Below are 15278 nucleotides of genomic sequence, written 5' to 3'. Positions count from 1 at the left end.
GTCCACGACGATGATCAGTCGGATGGCGTCGCGTTCGTGTTGACGCTTTTCTTTGTGTCGGACACAATAAGCGTGTGGCGCGGATCCGGTTTACCCAGTCAGCGCGCAAGCACAGGGTTGCGGCTGGTCGCGCCCGTTGCTGGTCGCCCACGTGATGGATCTCCGCGCCAAGTTCCGCCCGTTGTACGAGCAGGCCAAGTCGGTCCGCGTTCGGGAGGGTGAAACGCGATGAGTACCGAAGACGAGTTCGTCGATCTCGATCAGGAAGAGCTCTACGACAGTCGGGGACGCCGCATCACCGCCGAGTACGTGGCAGCCGCCGTCGACGAGGTGGAATCCGACGACGTCGTGCTCGACGAAACCCAGGCGGTCTTCCCGCAGCGTGGTCGCCCCTCGCTGAGTTCGCCCGGCGTGCACTCGCCTCGGGTGGATACGCGCGTGCCCAGCGACGTCAAACGTCGCCTCGAACGTCTTGCCCGCGTTCAACATCGCGCCGAGTCCGAGGTTGTCCGCGAGGCTCTGGAGGAATACCTCGCTCGCCACTGAGGCGGCACTGCTCTGAGAGCGAGCAGCCGGAGAAGGGTTTCCTCCGCACCGCGGAGCAGCGATCCCTCCGGGGGTCATCTCCGGCCTGCTCAGCCGGCCCGTTCGGTGACGGCCGGAATCCGGCCCCGGTCGCGGGTGAGGAGGGTGCGGAACTCGTCGGCGGGCAGGGCCGGGGAGAACAACCAGCCCTGGTAGGACTCCACTCCCATGTCGGACAGCAGCTGGAGCTGGTGTGCGGTTTCGACGCCTTCGGCGACGCAGCGTCGTCCCAGGGCGTGGGCCATGTCCGCGATCGCTCTGGTGACGGCGAGGTCCGCGGTGTCCTCGGTGGTCGCGGAGGTGAACTGGCGGGCGATCTTGATTTCCTGCGCGGGCAGCCCTTTCAGCCGGGCCAGGGAGGAGTAGCCGGTGCCGAAGTCGTCGATGGCGAACCGCACCCCGCGCCGTGTCAGGTTTTCCATGGCCCGCCGGGTGGGCAGGGACAGGTCCACCAGGTCGGTCTCGACGAGTTCGAGGACGATGCGGTGCCACTCGATGCCGGATTCGGCGACGGCGTCGGTGACGAGGTCGATGAAGCCTGAGTCACCGGGGACGAGCCCGGAGAGGTTGATCCCGATGTCCACGGGTTGCCCGTGCGAGAGTGGCCAGCCGGCGGCTTCGTGCAGCGCGGTGCGCAGCACCCAGCGGTCGATGTCGCGCAGCAGGCCGCCCCGCCGGGCCACCGGCAGGAAGACGCCGGGGCTGACCAGGCCGTGCTCGGGATGCGGCCACCGGAGCAGGGCCTCGGCGCCGGTGATCGTGCCGTCGGAGGCAACCAGCGGCTGGTAGTGCAGCGCCAGCTCGTCGTTGCGCAGTGCCTCCTGGAGTTGCTCTTCGAGGGGGAGCTGCCGGTCGGTGACGGTGATCAGATCGGGGTCGGCCAGCGCGACCTGGTCCGGGCCCTGCTGCTGGGCTTTGAGCATGGCCGCGTCGGCGAAGCGCAGCAGGTCCTGGCCGCTGGTGCCGCTGCCGGGAGGGAGGGCCACCCCGATCGAGGCCGAGACCCGGACGAGGTGGCCGTGCACCGGCACGGTCGTGCGCAGCAGTCCGGAGAGCCGGGTGGCCAGTGCTTCCAGGCCGCCTGCAGCGGTGAGGTCCAGGCAGAGGACGACGAACACGTCCTGGTCGAACAGGCGTGCCGCTGTGCAGACGTCGGGCAGGCCGTCGGTCAGCCGCCGGGCCAGTGCGGCCAGCAGCTCGTCACCGGCCTCGTGGCCGAGTCCCGTGGTGATGCGCTCCACGTTGTCGACCTTGCAGGACAGGATCGCGACGTTTTCGGAACCGGACCGGTTCGACAGTTCTTCGAGCAGGTCGTGGATCCCGGCGCGGTTGCGCAGCCCGGTCACCGTGTCGAGGGAGGGGTCCGGGAGCTGCGTGCGCTCTTCCCGGTACTGGTCGGTGACGTCCTGCGAGGTGCCGACCAGCACGCCGGTCTCCTCGATCGCCATGCCGCGCACGCGGAAGACGCGTGCCGTGCCGTTGTCGACCCTCAGGTGGTGTTCGACGACGATCGGCTGGTGGTGCTCGATCAGCGGGGTCCAGCTTTCCCGCACCCGCGCGCGCTCCTCCGGAGGCACCAGTTCCAGGTAGTCGTCGAAGGCGAGGCTGTCCTTCTCGGCCGGGATGCCGGACAGTTCGTGCAGCAGCCCGGACAGGCGCATGGTGCCGGTGGCCGGGTTCCACTCCCAGGTGCCGATGCGGGCTTCCTGCTGCGCTTCCTGCAGGGGAGAGGTGCCCATGCGGGTGAAGCGCTGGGCCTCGGCCAGCCAGTTCCACTGCTCGGGGCGCATGTGGCTCTGCTCGTCGGTGACCAGGTTCGAGACGTCGACGAGCAGGGTCACGCGCAGCCGCTCGTCGCCGGTGTGCGGCCAGCTCGCCTCGCGCACCGGCAGAGGTGGTTTCCCCTGCCTGCGCAGCCACGAGGTGGGGTCGGTCCAGGTCACCAGGTTCGTCAGGCACTGCCCGAGCAGCGCGGCCGGGGAGGGCTGCCCGGCGAGTTCCGCGGCCTGCTCGGTGGCGCGGACGACGATACCGCCGGGGGTGGTCAGCAGCACGGGGGCGTGCGGCAGCGCGAGGTCTTCCGCGAGGTCCATCCAGCCGGACAGCTCGTCCCCGGCCGGGGAGTCGACGACGTCCGGCCTCGTGTGCTCCGAAGCCACGGATTCCCCCTGTTCGGAAAACTGTGGAAGTGGCGGTGCGGCCTGCGGTGGGCTGCGTTCTCGTGCCGGTGGTGCCTGCCTTTCCCGGTGCAACGGTGCTCTCGCCGGACGAGTTCCCCCGCCGCCCGTGCTCCTGATGGCAGGAACGCCGACGTGGTGGTGCCACCGGGGTACCCCGACACCTGCCCACCGATGCGGGCACCGCCCGCTGTCCGGGGGTGAATCCGTCGGGGACGAGCACGGTCACAGCCCCGTGGCCGTCTTACCCGAAACGACTCCGCCCATGGCCCTCTCTCCAAGGCGCAGCCCATGAACAAGGGAGGGGAGCTGAATAGCGGCACCTATCGCGGCCAGTGAGCCCCGCCCGATTGTGCAGGTCGGGCGGGGCCGTGCGACCGGGTTCGTTTCAGAGCAGGTGGTCGAACTCCCCGGCCTTGGCGCCGTCGATGAAAGCCCGCAGCTCTTCGCGGGTGTAGACGTGGGTGCGGGCCTTGCGTTCGGCTTCGGGGAGTTTGTCGTCCTGGAGGCCGATGTGGTCGCCGACCCTGGTCAGCGACAAACAGCCGCCGTTGCCGGAGCTGAAGCTGGACTTGGTGTAGTCGCCGTGGACGACGGCCTCGTACTGAGCATCGTCCACATCCGGGTAAGGGTTGTGTGCTGGGGTCATCGGTACTCCTTCTCAACGGCGGCGATGAGGTCCAGGGACTCCCGGGCGGGTAGCGACCGTGCCAGCGCCGCGTCGAACGTGTAGGTGCATTGCCGGATCGGATCACGTTCGTGCTCGTAGATGCGCGAGGCTGTGTCGGAATCCACGAAAACCGCCTCCCCGTCGTCCTCGTGCGGGAAGGTGAAGATCACGAGGTTGTCCGCGCCGGGCAAAGCTCCGGCTGTGTGCGGATAGATGTGGATCGTGACCTTGGCATCGCGTGCCACCTCGTTCAGATGCTGTAGCTGAGCCCGCATGAGCGCGGGGCTGCCGACCACCCTACGAAGAACGTCCTCGGTCATGACAGCCGTCAGCCCCTCGAAGCCGGGATCGTTGAGGCGCTTCTGGCGCTGCATCCGCAGCTCGACGAGGCGATCGATGTCGATGGGGCGCACGAAGGCCCGCGCATTGTTGACCACTTCTTCGGCGTAGGCACGGGTCTGCAGAAGCCCTTGGATGAAGGCGTAGTCGAAGCTGCGCGCGGTGATCGCATCTTCGCCGAGCTCGGCGAGCATCTCGACCGGTTCCGGCACGATGTCGCGGTACTCCTGCCAGTAACCCTTCTCGTTGGCGCGGCGCTGTAGTTCTTTGAGTTGCGCGGCGGTGGCTTCGCTGACCTTGAGCGCGGTGATGAAGCAGTCGAGTTGGTCGGGTTCGATGCGCGACAGGCCCGATTCGACGCGAGACAGATGCGAGGCGGACATGCGACGAATGGTCCCGGCGGCATTGATGCGCTCGGCCATGCTCTCCTGATTGAGCTGGGCATCTTCCCGAAGACGGCGGATCTGACCGCCCAATCGTCGGCTCCGTGCGGTCTTGCGCAAGGCCATGGGGCGCTGCTCCCTCGTCCGTTCCCAACCTGCTGGATGCTGCTGCTGGGCGCGATCCTCGCATGATCACCCGATCGGCGGACTACAAAATCCTGCAAGTTGCAGTCATGATGTTGTCATCCAGCAGCGAGCTGCACGATCTTGCGGGAAGAATAACCCTTCCTGGCAGGGACGGACAGCACCTCTTCGAGGGTGTCGCGCTTGCGGTTGTGCCGGGCACGGGCGAGTGGCCTTGATCCGGTACTTCCGGAGCGCATTGCCCGAAGACAGCAGAGAGCCACCACGAGTAAAGACCTCCCCGCGCTGAGCTTGGCGGCACACGCGGGGAGGCCTTTCACCAGTTCCCCTATCGAAAGGGAGTGTCGATGGTATCGCATGATCCCGAGCGTTCGGGCGAGCCGAAGCGGTCCGATCCCGATCCGAGCGGCCCCGAATCGGGGATGCGGCCGGTGCGCTACCGCGCCGGTGCGGCAGGAGAGTCGTGGCGCTGCGTGCACATGGCGGTGCCGGAGCCGGGCGGGCTGCTGGTCTCCGCGTGCGGCCGGTGGTTCCGGCCGGAACGGATGGAGCAGGCAGCAGGTGGGATGCCGTGCGTGGCCTGCGTGCAGGCCCTGGCCGCCGCCGAACGGGGCGAGGCTCGGCAGCGCCTGGTGGACGAGCACGGCGAAGACGGGCTCCCACGATGAACCCGCCCGCCCGCTGGGCCGGATGGCTACCGGCCCGCGACCACCGGGACCCGGACATGCACCTGCTGCTGGTCCGGTACAGCAACGGCGCCTGCGGAGTCGCCGTGGCCCCCGGAGAACCGTCCCGGGCACCGACCGAGCACTCCCGCTGCGCGGTGTGCGCGGGCCTGGCCGAACCCGCCACCGCACAGCCACCCCTGCCGCGCCGCGCCGCCGCGCGGCAGTAACCAGCGATCACGGAGCACGACGAGATGGAACTTGCGATCTTCCTGGCCGGTGTCGCGGTCCTCACCGGACTCGGGATGCTGCTGGCCTGGCCCCGCGACACGGACCCCGACAGCGACGAGAACCGACACCACGGGGACGAGCTCCGGCGGCAACGCCGCGAGGCGGCCGTGCGGGCAGCGGCTACTCGACGGGGAAAAGCATGACCGCCCCCGCCGTCGCCCGAGCGGGAGTGTGGATGACCGGAATCGGGGAATCCACCTGGCACGCCGTTCCCGCCCCCGAGCCGGGCCAGACACCGGTGGCGACCTGCGGGCACCGCCTGACCGGGCCCGTGCACCGCAGACTCGGCACGGATCCGCCGCAGGACGGGACCCGCACGATCTGCCCACCCTGCGCGCAGGGAGTGGGATGGACCGAGCCGAGGCCGGTGCGGGTCAGCGCCCGCATCCGGTGGCCCACCGCGGACCCCGACACCCCGCGAACACCGGCAACCCCCGATAGGCCCACCGAGGACGATTCGCCCGGCCCCGGAACGGACGGGACCGGGTGGCCCCTCGACCACGGCGGGGCGGCCGGTGCCGACACGCCCACCCGGCGATGCCCCCTGCTGGGGGAGGCTCTGGAGCTGCTGCTCGACTCCCGGCCACCCGGAACCGGTGCGCGTACCGCAGCGGACCTCCCGGAGGGCGTGTTGCCGCCCGGCACCGTCGTCCCCGCCTGACCTCCCCTCGACCCGGCCCGGTGCCGCCCGTCTCCGCCCGGCGCCGGGCCTGTGCCCGGCCGAGAACCGACACGGGCAGGGCGGCGCCCCCACCCGCCCGGCCGGGTTTCCAGCCCCGGCGCGGTGACCGGACGCCGACCCGGATCGCCGCGCCGGGCCCGCTCCGGTGCGGGACAACGGCGTCCCCACCGGAGTACCGGTGCGGCCTCTCTTCCACCGCACCGGGCCCCGGCTGGGGCGAGCGTCCGACCGCGCCTGTGCTCGCCCCAGCCGAACCCCCGTGCCCGCGCACGCCCCGGCACGGCGTCCCGGCACACGGCTTTCGCCTCGAAAGGAACGCAGTGAACACCGCACACATCGAGTTCTCCCACCGAAACCCCGCGCCGGAACCGCCGATGCCGGCCCAACTCCGCTTCGGCTGGTTCACCACGCCCGACCCGGCCGAACCCGCCCCGCACCACCCGCAGCCCCACGAGCTCTCCTGGCGCTGCATCCGCTTCGCCGATCCCCGCGACCCGGCCGTGCTCGCCAAGCTCCTACGCGCGCTGCGCAACTCATGACCGCCGCGCGGGAAGTAGCGTTGCTTCGAGTGCCCGACCCATCGCAGACCCAGCGGAGAGGGAGACCATGCACACGTCCACCAACACCGACGTACGTCGGTTCTTCGACAGGATCGCCGACCGCTACGACCGCCAGATCGGAACGTGTGAACGATTCCTGTTCCCCGGCAGCCGGCAGTGGGCCGTCGAGCACGCCCGTGGTCGGGTCGTCGAGATCGCGGTCGGTACCGGGCTGAACCTGCCGCTGTACCCGGACGAGGTCACCGTGGTCGGGATCGAGCTGTCCGAACGGATGCTGCAGCTCGCGCGCGAGCGCGTGGCCGGGCAGGGGCTCGCCGATCGGGTCGAGCTGCGTGCCGGGGACGTGCAGGCGCTGGAGCTGCCCGATGCCAGTGCCGACACGGTGGTGTCCACCTTCACGATCTGCACCATCCCGGACCCGGCCGCCGCGGTGCGCGAGGCCCACCGGGTGCTGCGACCCGGCGGGCGTTTCGTGCTGGCCGAGCACGGGCCGTCGGACAACGCGATCCTGCGTGCGGGGATGCGACTGGCCGAGCACGGGACCGCCCGCTTCGCCGCCGACCACCTCACGCGCGATCCGGTGCCGCTGCTCGAACAGGCAGGATTCCGCATCGAGGCCGTGTCACGGGCCAAGGCCGGCATCGCCTTCCACGTGCTCGCCGACCGGCCATGATGGACCCGGTGCTCACCACGCAGGCCAAGCACAAGAGTCGTGTCCCCGCCACACCGAACAGGGCAGCGGGGACAGGACTCCCCGTCGGCCGACCGGGCCGCACCCGGCCAACCCGCGCACCTTCTCAGCCGATATGGCTCCGCCCGCGCCGGGCCAGGGCGGTTGCGGCTCCTCCGAGCACGCCCAGCCCGCCGGCGAGCCCCGCCAGCCGCACCGCCCGCCGCCGCCGGCCCGGCCGTGGCCGCTGCCGGCGATAGGCGCTCTCCGCCGCCTCACCCCGGGCCGTCTCACCCGGTTGGCCGTCACGGGCACCGTCCCGGGCCAGCTGCATCACCTGCGCGCTGTGCAGCGCACGGCGTCCCCCGCCGACCTGACCGATCTGGGTCTGGCAGGAAAAGCCGTCGGCGACGACGAGAGTGTCGGGGTCGGCCCCCCGCACCGCGGGCAGCAGCGCCTGCTCCCCGCAGTCCACCGAGATGTCGAACTTGCCCTGCTCGTAGCCCCACGCCCCGGCGACTCCGCAGCAGCCGCCGCTGACCGGCTGCACCTCGACCCCCATCCGTTCCAGCATCGTCCGATCGGGATCGATGCCGCCGGTGGCGCGGTGATGGCAGTGCCCCCACAGCAGGGCTTGGTGGGCCAGCTCGGGCACCTCGATGTCGAACGCCTCGACGAACTCGGCGAAGTGGTAGGCGTTGGCCGCCAACCGGGTCGCGTCGTCGTCATGCGGCAGCATCTTGCCCATCTCGTCCCGGAACACCGCCAGACAACTGGGCTCCATCCCCACCACGGGAGTGCCTGCACGGATGTCGGAGCGCAGCATGCCCAGCACGTTGTGCAGATAGCGCTGGGCCGCATCGAGAAAACCGTAGTCGTACAGCGGGCGCCCGCAGCACACGTGCCGCTCGGGCATGACGACCTGCCAGCCCGCCGCCTCCAGCGCCTCGACGCAGGCCACGCCGACATCGGTGTGCAGATGGTTGTTGAAGGTGTCGGGAAACAACACCACGCGCCTGCCGTACGGGTTGGCCGTCCCGCCCCGATCGGCGAACCACTGCTGCAGGGTGATCGGGGCGAACGTCGGCAGCTCGCGCCGCTGGTCGATGCCACCGGCCCACTTCACCAGCGACCGCAGCAGCGGAGTCCGCGTCGCCGTGTTGACCACGCCCGGCATCAGCGCGGCCAGCCGCGACGCCTGGTCGATGAACCCGAACGCGTAGGCGTAGCGCGGGCGCCAGCGGCGCATCGACCGGTAGTGGTGATACCGGAACTCCGCCTTGTACGAGGGCATGTCCACGCCCACCGGGCAGTCGCTGGTGCACCCCTTGCAGGCCAGGCACAGATCCAGCGACTCGGAAACCTCCCGGGACTGCCAGCCGTCGGTGATCACCTCGCCCTGCAGCATCTCGAACAGCAGACGAGCCCGACCGCGCGTGGTGTGCTTCTCCTCGCGAGTCACCTGGTAGCTGGGGCACATGGTGTTCTCGGCTTCCGGCACGCGGCAGGTGCCGACCCCGACGCAGCGCAGCGCGGCGTGCGAGAAATCCCCGTTGTCCTGCGGATAGGCGAGCTTGACCTCCGGACGCGAAGGGTTGTAGTCGGTGCCCAGGCGCAGGTTCTCGTCGAAACGGTAGGCATCGACGACCTTGCCGGGGTTCATCTTCCAGGCCGGATCCCAGATCCGCTTGAACTCGTGCATGGCCTCCATCAGCCGAGGCCCGTACTGCCTGCTCAGCAGCTCCGCGCGCTGCTGGCCGTCACCGTGCTCGCCGGAGACCGACCCGCCGTAGGAGACGACCAGATCGGCCGCTGCCTCCATGAAGGACCGGTAGGTGGCGAGCCCCTCGGCACTGCGCAGGTCGAAATCGATCCGGGAGTGGATGCAGCCCTCACCGAAGTGGCCGTACATCGCCCCGCGCAACCCGTACTCGGCATAGAGCGCCCTGAGCCGCCGCAGATAGTCGCCGAGATGCTCGGGCGGGACCGCGGAATCCTCCCAGCCGGGCCAGTGGTCCTTCTGCCCCGGAGGGAACGCCGTGGAGCCCAGGCCGCTTTCCCGGATGTTCCACAGGATCTGACTGTTGCCGCCCTCCTGCACACTTCTGGACACCACGATCCGATCGGCGTCGTAGCCGAGATCGCTGCGCAACCACTCGGTGAACCGCTCGGCACGGTGCACCGACTCCTCCTTGGAGTCCGCGCCGAACTGCACCATCAACCACGCGTGGTTGCCGCCCAGCCGGGGCAGCTCGTGCAGACCCTCGAGGTTGATCTTCTCCTGCTGCTGGTCGTGCACGAGCCGGGAGTCGATCGCCTCCAGCCCGATCGGCTGCCACTGCCGGATCTGCGTCACGTGCTCGGCCGCGTCGACGATGTTCTCGTACTCCACGATCACCGTGGTGCGTTCGAACATCGCCGGGGTGAGCAGCAGCGTGGCGTTCAGCGCGGTGGCGCAGGTCCCTTCCGTGCCGACCAGCGCGCGGGCGACGTTGAACCCCTTCTCCGGCAGCAGCTCGTCGAGGTTGTACCCCGAAACCCGCCGAGGCATCTCGTCCACCGAGGGGAAACCGGCCCGGATGTCGGCGGCGTAGCGATCGCGGAGATCGCGCAGCTTGGCGTAGATCTCCCCCTTGCGCCCGCCCTCGGCGATGATGCGGTCGAGCGACTCCTCCTCGTCGACCCCCACCCAGAACCGCGCACCGTCGTAGGTGAGCACCTCGAGAGCGTGCACGTTGTCGGAAGTGCGGGGGCCGGGCCCGTAGAAGTGGGCCTGCACCGAGTGGATACCGCAGGAGTTGTTGCCGATGTTGCCGCCGATCGTGCAGCGCGAATGCGACGAGGGATCGGGGCCGAAGACGAGGTTGTGCTCACCGGTGAGCCGGTTGACCTCCTCGTTGATCGCCCCGGGCTGGGCCGTGACCGTCCTGCGGGCGACGTCGACGTCCTCGGTACCGGTCAGGTACTTGGAGAAGTCGAGCACGACGGCGACGTTGACCGTCTCACCGGACAGGCTCGTCCCGCCGCCACGGGACAGCAGCGGCGCCCCGTAGCGGTGGCAGGCCACGGTCGTGGCGACCACGTCGTCGAGCGTGGCGGGAAGCACCACGCCGAGCGGGACCTGCCGGTAGTTCGACGCGTCGCTGGCATACAGGGCTTTCGAGGCGGTGTCGAAGCGCACCTCGCCCCGGACATTCCGCCGCAGGTGCGCTTCGAGCCCTTGGACGTTGACCGTGGCCGTCCCGGCCATTCCGGTGGAGAAGCGGGAGTCCGGGTGAGCCGGGACGGTGACCTGTTCGGCCGGCATCAACGCTCCCGTCCCGGCATCGCTTCCCGGGCCGACTCGGTGAACTCGTGCATCTTCTGCTTGGCGCCCTTGGCGACGATGCCCCACGTCTGCGGGTCACCCTCCCGCAGCGCCTTGGCCACCTTCTGGGCCTGCATCTTCTTGATGTGCGGCGGCACCGGCGGGATCTCGCTGTCGACCACGACCTCGAGGACGACCGGCCCGCCTGCGGCCAGCGCCTCGTCCCAGGCCGCCCCGATGTTGTCCGGGCTGTCGCACCGGATCCCGGTGAATCCCAGCAACTTCGCCCACTCGGCGTAGGGCACGTCGGGGATGTTCTGCGAACCCGGGAACTTGCGTTCCCCGCCCATCGCCCGCTGCTCCCAGGTGACCTGGTTGAGGTCCCGGTTGTTGAACACGCAGAAGATCAGCGGAGACTGGTTCATCCGGTCCAGATAGCCCTTGATGGTGATCAGCTCCAGCATCCCGTTCATCTGGAACACGCCGTCGCCGACCAGCGCGACCACGGGGCGGTCCGGGAACGCGAACTTGGCGCCGATGGCATACGGCGTGCCCGGGCCCATCGTGGCGAGATTGCCCGCCAGCGACGCCTTCATGCCCGTGCGCAGCTTGAGGTGCCGAGCCCACCAGTTGGCGACCGATCCGGCATCGGTGGTCAGGATGCAGTTGTCCGGCAGCCGCTTGGACAGCTCGTGGGTCACCAGCTCGGGATTGAGCGGATCGGCATCGTCGTGGGCGCGATCGTCGAGGACCCGCCACCACTCGTCGACCTCGGACTCGATCTTCTCCCGCCAGGACCGGTCCTGTTTGCGCTGCAGCAGCGGGATCAGCTCCTGCAGGGTGTCCCGCGAGCCCCCCACGAGTTGGGCGTCCATCGGATAGCGGGTACCGATCATCCGCCCGTCGATGTCGATTTCCACCCCCTTGCACTGGCCTTCGGGGGGCAGCCACTCCGCGTACGGGAAGCTGGTGCCGATGAACAGCAGCGTGTCGGCGTTCATCATCATCTCGTGGCTGGCCGTCGAGCCGAGCAGCCCGATCGGCCCGGTGACGTACGGCAGGTCGTCGGGCAGCACCTCCCGGCCGAGCGAAGTCTTGGCCACGCCCGCTCCGAGCAGTTCGGCGACCTCGGTGACCTCGTCGGTGGCCTCGGCCGCACCCTGCCCGACCAGGATGGCCACCTTCTCCCCCTCGTTGAGCACGTCGGCCGCTTTGCGCAGCTCGCTCTGCTCGGGCAGGGTGCGCGAGCCGGACCAGCCCGCGGTGGTGTAGACGGCGCCGTGCTCGCGCGGCGGTGAGGGCTGGGCCTCCTCCATCGCGACGTCTTCCGGGACGATGACCGTCGCCACGGTCCGGTTGGCCAGCGCGACCTTGCACGCGCGGTCGATCAGTTGGCGGGCCTGCGCGGGATGCATGCAGGTCTGCACGTATTCGGAGACGTCCTTGTACAGCGTGTTGGGGTCGATCTCCTGCTGGTACCCGCTGCCCAGGGCGATCCGCTTCTGCTGGCCGACGATGGCCACGACGGGCTGGTGGTCCAGCTTGGCGTCGTAGAGCCCGTTGAGCAGGTGGATCGTCCCGCCACCGGATGTGGCCATGCAGCAGCCGATCTCGCCGGTGAACTTGGCGTGGGCGGTGGCCATGAACGCGCCCATCTCCTCGTGGCGCGGCTGGATCAACTCCGGGTCACCGTCGGCGCGATCGAGGGCCCCCAGCAGGGAGTTGATCCCGTCGCCCGGGTACCCGAAGATCCGATGGATACCCCACTGGCGGAGCCGGTCGAGAATGAAGTCGGCGGTCTGCGGCATGAGTGAGCCTTTCGCACGCGGCTGCCGGATGTCGGCTCCGCGTTACCCCCGGCGGGCAGTGCTGAAACGCGCGGCGGGAATACACGTCCGGGCCGCGTGGTACGCCCGTGGTCGTGACGAGCAGAGCAACGGATGCGGTCCCGATCGAGGACCTCGATGTCGCGGCCTACGAGATCCCCACCGACGCGCCCGAATCCGACGGGACACTGACCTGGGACTCCACCACGCTGGTGCTGGTGCGGGCGCACGCCGCCGGCCGAACCGGGATCGGTTACACCTATGCGGGCCCGTCGGCGGCCACCGTGGTGCACGGCAAGCTCGCCGGGGTGGTGACCGGCCGGGACGCGTTGACCCCGGCGGAGTCGTGGCAGGCGATGCAGCACGCCGTGCGCAACCTCGGCAAGCCCGGCGTGGTGGCCGAGGCGATCTCGGCCGTCGACATCGCGCTGTGGGACCTGCAGGCCCGGCTGCTCGACCTGCCGCTGGCGATCGCCCTCGGTGCCCTGCACGCGGCCACACCGATCTACGGCAGCGGCGGATTCACCTCCTACGACAACGACACCCTCGGCAGGCAACTGGGCGGCTGGGTCGAAGCAGGGATCTACCGGGTGAAGATGAAGGTCGGCCGGGACCCGGTCTCCGATCGGGGCAGGCTGCGCGCCGCCCGACTCGCCATCGGCGAGGGGCCGCAGCTGTTCGTCGATGCCAACGGCGCCTACACCCGCAAGGACGCCGCGAAATGGGCGGAGATCTTCGCCGGCTTCGGGGTGACCTGGCTGGAGGAACCGGTCAGCTCCGACGACCTGGAAGGTCTGCGGCTGCTGCGGGATCGGGGACCGGCCGGTATGGACATCGCCGCAGGCGAGTACGGCTACCACCTGCCCTACTTCCACCACATGCTCCATGCCGGGGCGGTGGACTGCCTGCAGGCCGACGTCACCCGCTGCCTGGGGATCACCGGGCTGCTGCGCGTGGCCGCACTGTGCGACGCGCGCACCATGGATCTGTCACTGCACTGCGCGCCGCAGGTCAGCGCCCAGGTGGGCACCGCCGTGTGGCACCTGCGGCACCTGGAGTACTTCCACGACCACGTCCGCATCGAACGGATCGCCTTCGACGGGACACTGGAACCCGAACCCGGCGGGCTGCTGCGCCCGGACCGCTCCCGCCCCGGCCTCGGGCTGGAAGTCAAACACGCCGACCTCGAGCCCTACCGCGTGCACTGATCGGGGCGGCCCGCCTCCTCCCGCCGTGGCGGGCTTCACTGCTCCCGCCCGACGGAGGTGCGGCTCGCGGCACTGCGGGCCAGCAGCACGTCGAGACCGCCGACCATCAGGTACGTGATCACCGTGCCCAGCGCGGTCAGCGGCCACCCGAAGAACCCGGGGATCCGGGACAGGCCGAACGCCACCGCCACGGCGGCGATGACCGACATCAGGTCGATGGCGCCGCTCATCGTCTCGACCTGGCCGCCCTCGCCGAGGCTGCCTTCCCGGAAGCGCACGATGAAAACCAGGCCGACCAGGACGAACGCAACCGCCGCACCGAGCGCGAAGGCCATCGTCTCCCAGGCGGTCGCCGTGCCGTTCGACCCGGTGACCAGCCCGTAGGCCGCCGTGATCGAGATGGAGAAGCCGTAGGCCGTGGCGTTGTTGCGCAGCGCCGTGCGCACCCCGCGGCCGTAGACCTCCCACCGCCCCTGCTGCTCGGGACGATCCTCCTGTCCGGACTGGTCATCCTGTTCGGACTGTTCCTGCTGCTCGGACTGGTTCGACGCGTCCCGGCGTTCTTCGTTGTCGTCCTCGGCCATGTCGAGCAGCGCATCACGCGGGATCGTCCGGTGCCACCGGATCGGTGGCTTTCGCCGATCGCCGCGCTCACGCCTCCTTTCCTGTTTCCGTTCGGTGCGACTCACCGGCGCTTGCGGCCGGATCGGGCGGCCAGCGCCGAGCAGGTGGCCGTGAGGCCGGCCATCCCGGTCAGCACGGCACGCCGGTGCCTCGACAGCCACAGCACCGGATCCCGGGAATGGGCCTGGTCGTCGAACGGCCCGTGCGCACCGCGATCGGCCTGCTCGTCCTGCGGTTCGAACAGGTTCGCTCCCCATCGGGGAAGATCGGCGTCGGTCTGCTGCGAGTTCACCCCGGTGCGGCCGAGGAAGACATCGAGCACCTTCGGGGCGATCCGCTCGCCGAGAATCGTGTAGGCGGTGGCGATGCCCACCCACATGTTGCGCCGCGGGTGCCGGGCGAGGAACGCGACGGCCCTGCCCGCGAGTTCGGGTTGGAAGATCGGCGGCACGGGCATCGGGTGGCGCGGCATCTTCGAGGCGTTCCAGTTGAACTGCGGGGTGTTCAGCCCCGGCAGCTGCACCGTGCACAGCTCGACCTTGCTCTTGTCGTGCACCAGCTCGGTCATCACCGACTCGGTGAACCCCTTCACCGCGTGCTTGGCTCCACAGTAGGCGGCCTGCAACGGGATCGAGCGGTAGGCCATGGCCGAGCCGACGTTGATGATGACGCCCCGATCACGTGGGCGCATCCGTTCCAGCGCGGCCAGTGTGCCGTGCACCTGGCCGTAGTAGCTCACCTCGGTGATCCGCCGGAATTCCGCCATGTCGGTGTCCCAGGAGAAAGCCAGCGATCCGGCGAAAGCCGTGTTGACCCACACGGCGATCTCGCCGAGCGTGTCCTCGACCTGCGTGGCCGCCTGCCGCACCGCGTCCTGGTCGGCGACGTCGACCGTGATCGGCAGGGCCTTTCCGCCCGCGCTGTCGACGTCTCCGGCCGCACCGTCCAGGCCGGCCCGGCCGCGAGCCAGGATCGCCACATCGTAGCCGGAAACGGCAAGTTCCCGGACGATTGCTCGGCCGGCACCGGCCGTGCCGCCCGTCACCACGGCCACCTCGCGGTTCGCTGTCGAAGCCATGTCACCACTTCCTCGTCCTGGTCGTCTCGTCCGGCCATGCCGTGTCGAACATGCCCGACAACGTGGTCG

General features: G+C 69.7%; 15 protein-coding genes. 8 read left to right on the top strand and 7 right to left on the bottom strand.

Annotation, left to right across the window (positions count from 1 at the left end; all coding sequences use genetic code 11):
• The first annotated feature begins 228 nt into the window (after nt 1-228).
• Nucleotides 229-546 (top strand): ribbon-helix-helix protein, CopG family, encoded by a 318-nt coding sequence (locus DFQ14_RS06200; protein ID WP_114452054.1) that lies wholly within the window; start codon nt 229-231, stop codon nt 544-546.
• 89 nt (nt 547-635) lie between these two features.
• On the opposite strand, the gene DFQ14_RS06195 is transcribed toward DFQ14_RS06200, so the two are convergent.
• From DFQ14_RS06195 to DFQ14_RS06185, 3 genes are all read right to left on the bottom strand, one after another.
• A complete protein-coding gene (locus DFQ14_RS06195) occupies nt 636-2744 on the bottom strand; it encodes a putative bifunctional diguanylate cyclase/phosphodiesterase (RefSeq protein ID WP_246195381.1) in 2109 nt (702 codons plus the stop codon).
• Between the two features lie 406 nt (nt 2745-3150).
• Nucleotides 3151-3411, bottom strand: coding sequence for a DUF397 domain-containing protein (locus DFQ14_RS06190; protein WP_114452053.1), 261 nt, complete (start codon nt 3409-3411; stop codon nt 3151-3153).
• Nucleotides 3408-4280, bottom strand: a complete 873-nt coding sequence (locus tag DFQ14_RS06185) for a helix-turn-helix domain-containing protein (protein WP_114452052.1) — start codon at nt 4278-4280, stop codon at nt 3408-3410. Before DFQ14_RS06185 ends, DFQ14_RS06190 begins: the two co-directional genes overlap by 4 nt.
• Nucleotides 4281-4645: 365 nt before the next feature.
• Between DFQ14_RS06185 and DFQ14_RS06180 the strand changes: the two genes are divergently transcribed.
• The 6 genes from DFQ14_RS06180 to DFQ14_RS06155 all read left to right on the top strand — a co-directional run bounded on the left by DFQ14_RS06180 (nt 4646) and on the right by DFQ14_RS06155 (nt 7169).
• Nucleotides 4646-4966 (top strand): hypothetical protein, encoded by a 321-nt coding sequence (locus DFQ14_RS06180; RefSeq protein WP_114452051.1) that lies wholly within the window; start codon nt 4646-4648, stop codon nt 4964-4966.
• Entirely contained in the window at nt 4963-5193 is a 231-nt protein-coding gene (locus tag DFQ14_RS06175) for a hypothetical protein (RefSeq protein ID WP_114452050.1), read from the top strand. The genes DFQ14_RS06180 and DFQ14_RS06175 overlap by 4 nt, the downstream gene beginning before the upstream one ends.
• Before the next feature lie 24 nt (nt 5194-5217).
• Complete coding sequence (locus tag DFQ14_RS06170; RefSeq protein ID WP_114452049.1) at nt 5218-5397, top strand: hypothetical protein; 180 nt, start codon at nt 5218-5220, stop codon at nt 5395-5397.
• Entirely contained in the window at nt 5394-5915 is a 522-nt protein-coding gene (locus tag DFQ14_RS06165; protein WP_114452048.1) for a hypothetical protein, read from the top strand. Before DFQ14_RS06170 ends, DFQ14_RS06165 begins: the two co-directional genes overlap by 4 nt.
• Before the next feature lie 341 nt (nt 5916-6256).
• A complete protein-coding gene (locus DFQ14_RS06160; protein WP_114452047.1) occupies nt 6257-6475 on the top strand; it encodes a hypothetical protein in 219 nt (72 codons plus the stop codon).
• A 67-nt stretch (nt 6476-6542) separates the two neighbouring features.
• A complete protein-coding gene (locus tag DFQ14_RS06155; protein WP_114452046.1) occupies nt 6543-7169 on the top strand; it encodes a class I SAM-dependent methyltransferase in 627 nt (208 codons plus the stop codon).
• A gap of 124 nt (nt 7170-7293) precedes the next feature.
• Here the strand turns inward: DFQ14_RS06155 and DFQ14_RS06150 are convergent, their stop codons facing one another.
• Complete coding sequence (locus tag DFQ14_RS06150) at nt 7294-10473, bottom strand: FAD-binding and (Fe-S)-binding domain-containing protein (RefSeq protein WP_114452045.1); 3180 nt, start codon at nt 10471-10473, stop codon at nt 7294-7296.
• Nucleotides 10473-12281 (bottom strand): thiamine pyrophosphate-requiring protein, encoded by a 1809-nt coding sequence (locus DFQ14_RS06145; RefSeq protein ID WP_114452044.1) that lies wholly within the window; start codon nt 12279-12281, stop codon nt 10473-10475. Before DFQ14_RS06145 ends, DFQ14_RS06150 begins: the two co-directional genes overlap by 1 nt.
• Nucleotides 12282-12394: 113 nt before the next feature.
• On the opposite strand from DFQ14_RS06145, the gene DFQ14_RS06140 reads away from it, so the two are divergent.
• Nucleotides 12395-13507 carry an enolase C-terminal domain-like protein gene (locus tag DFQ14_RS06140; protein WP_114452174.1) on the top strand — a complete coding sequence of 371 codons (1113 nt, stop codon included), beginning with the start codon at nt 12395-12397 and terminating at the stop codon, nt 13505-13507.
• 35 nt (nt 13508-13542) lie between these two features.
• On the opposite strand, the gene DFQ14_RS06135 is transcribed toward DFQ14_RS06140, so the two are convergent.
• Nucleotides 13543-14091 carry a hypothetical protein gene (locus DFQ14_RS06135; protein ID WP_141921298.1) on the bottom strand — a complete coding sequence of 183 codons (549 nt, stop codon included), beginning with the start codon at nt 14089-14091 and terminating at the stop codon, nt 13543-13545.
• Nucleotides 14092-14192: 101 nt separating this feature from the next.
• Entirely contained in the window at nt 14193-15209 is a 1017-nt protein-coding gene (locus DFQ14_RS06130) for an SDR family oxidoreductase (protein WP_114452042.1), read from the bottom strand.
• Between the last annotated feature and the right edge of the window lie 69 nt (nt 15210-15278).

Source organism: Halopolyspora algeriensis, from assembly GCF_003337235.1.
Lineage (GTDB): Bacteria > Actinomycetota > Actinomycetes > Mycobacteriales > Pseudonocardiaceae > Haloactinomyces > Haloactinomyces algeriensis.
This window is presented reverse-complemented; position numbering and strand designations above follow the sequence as displayed.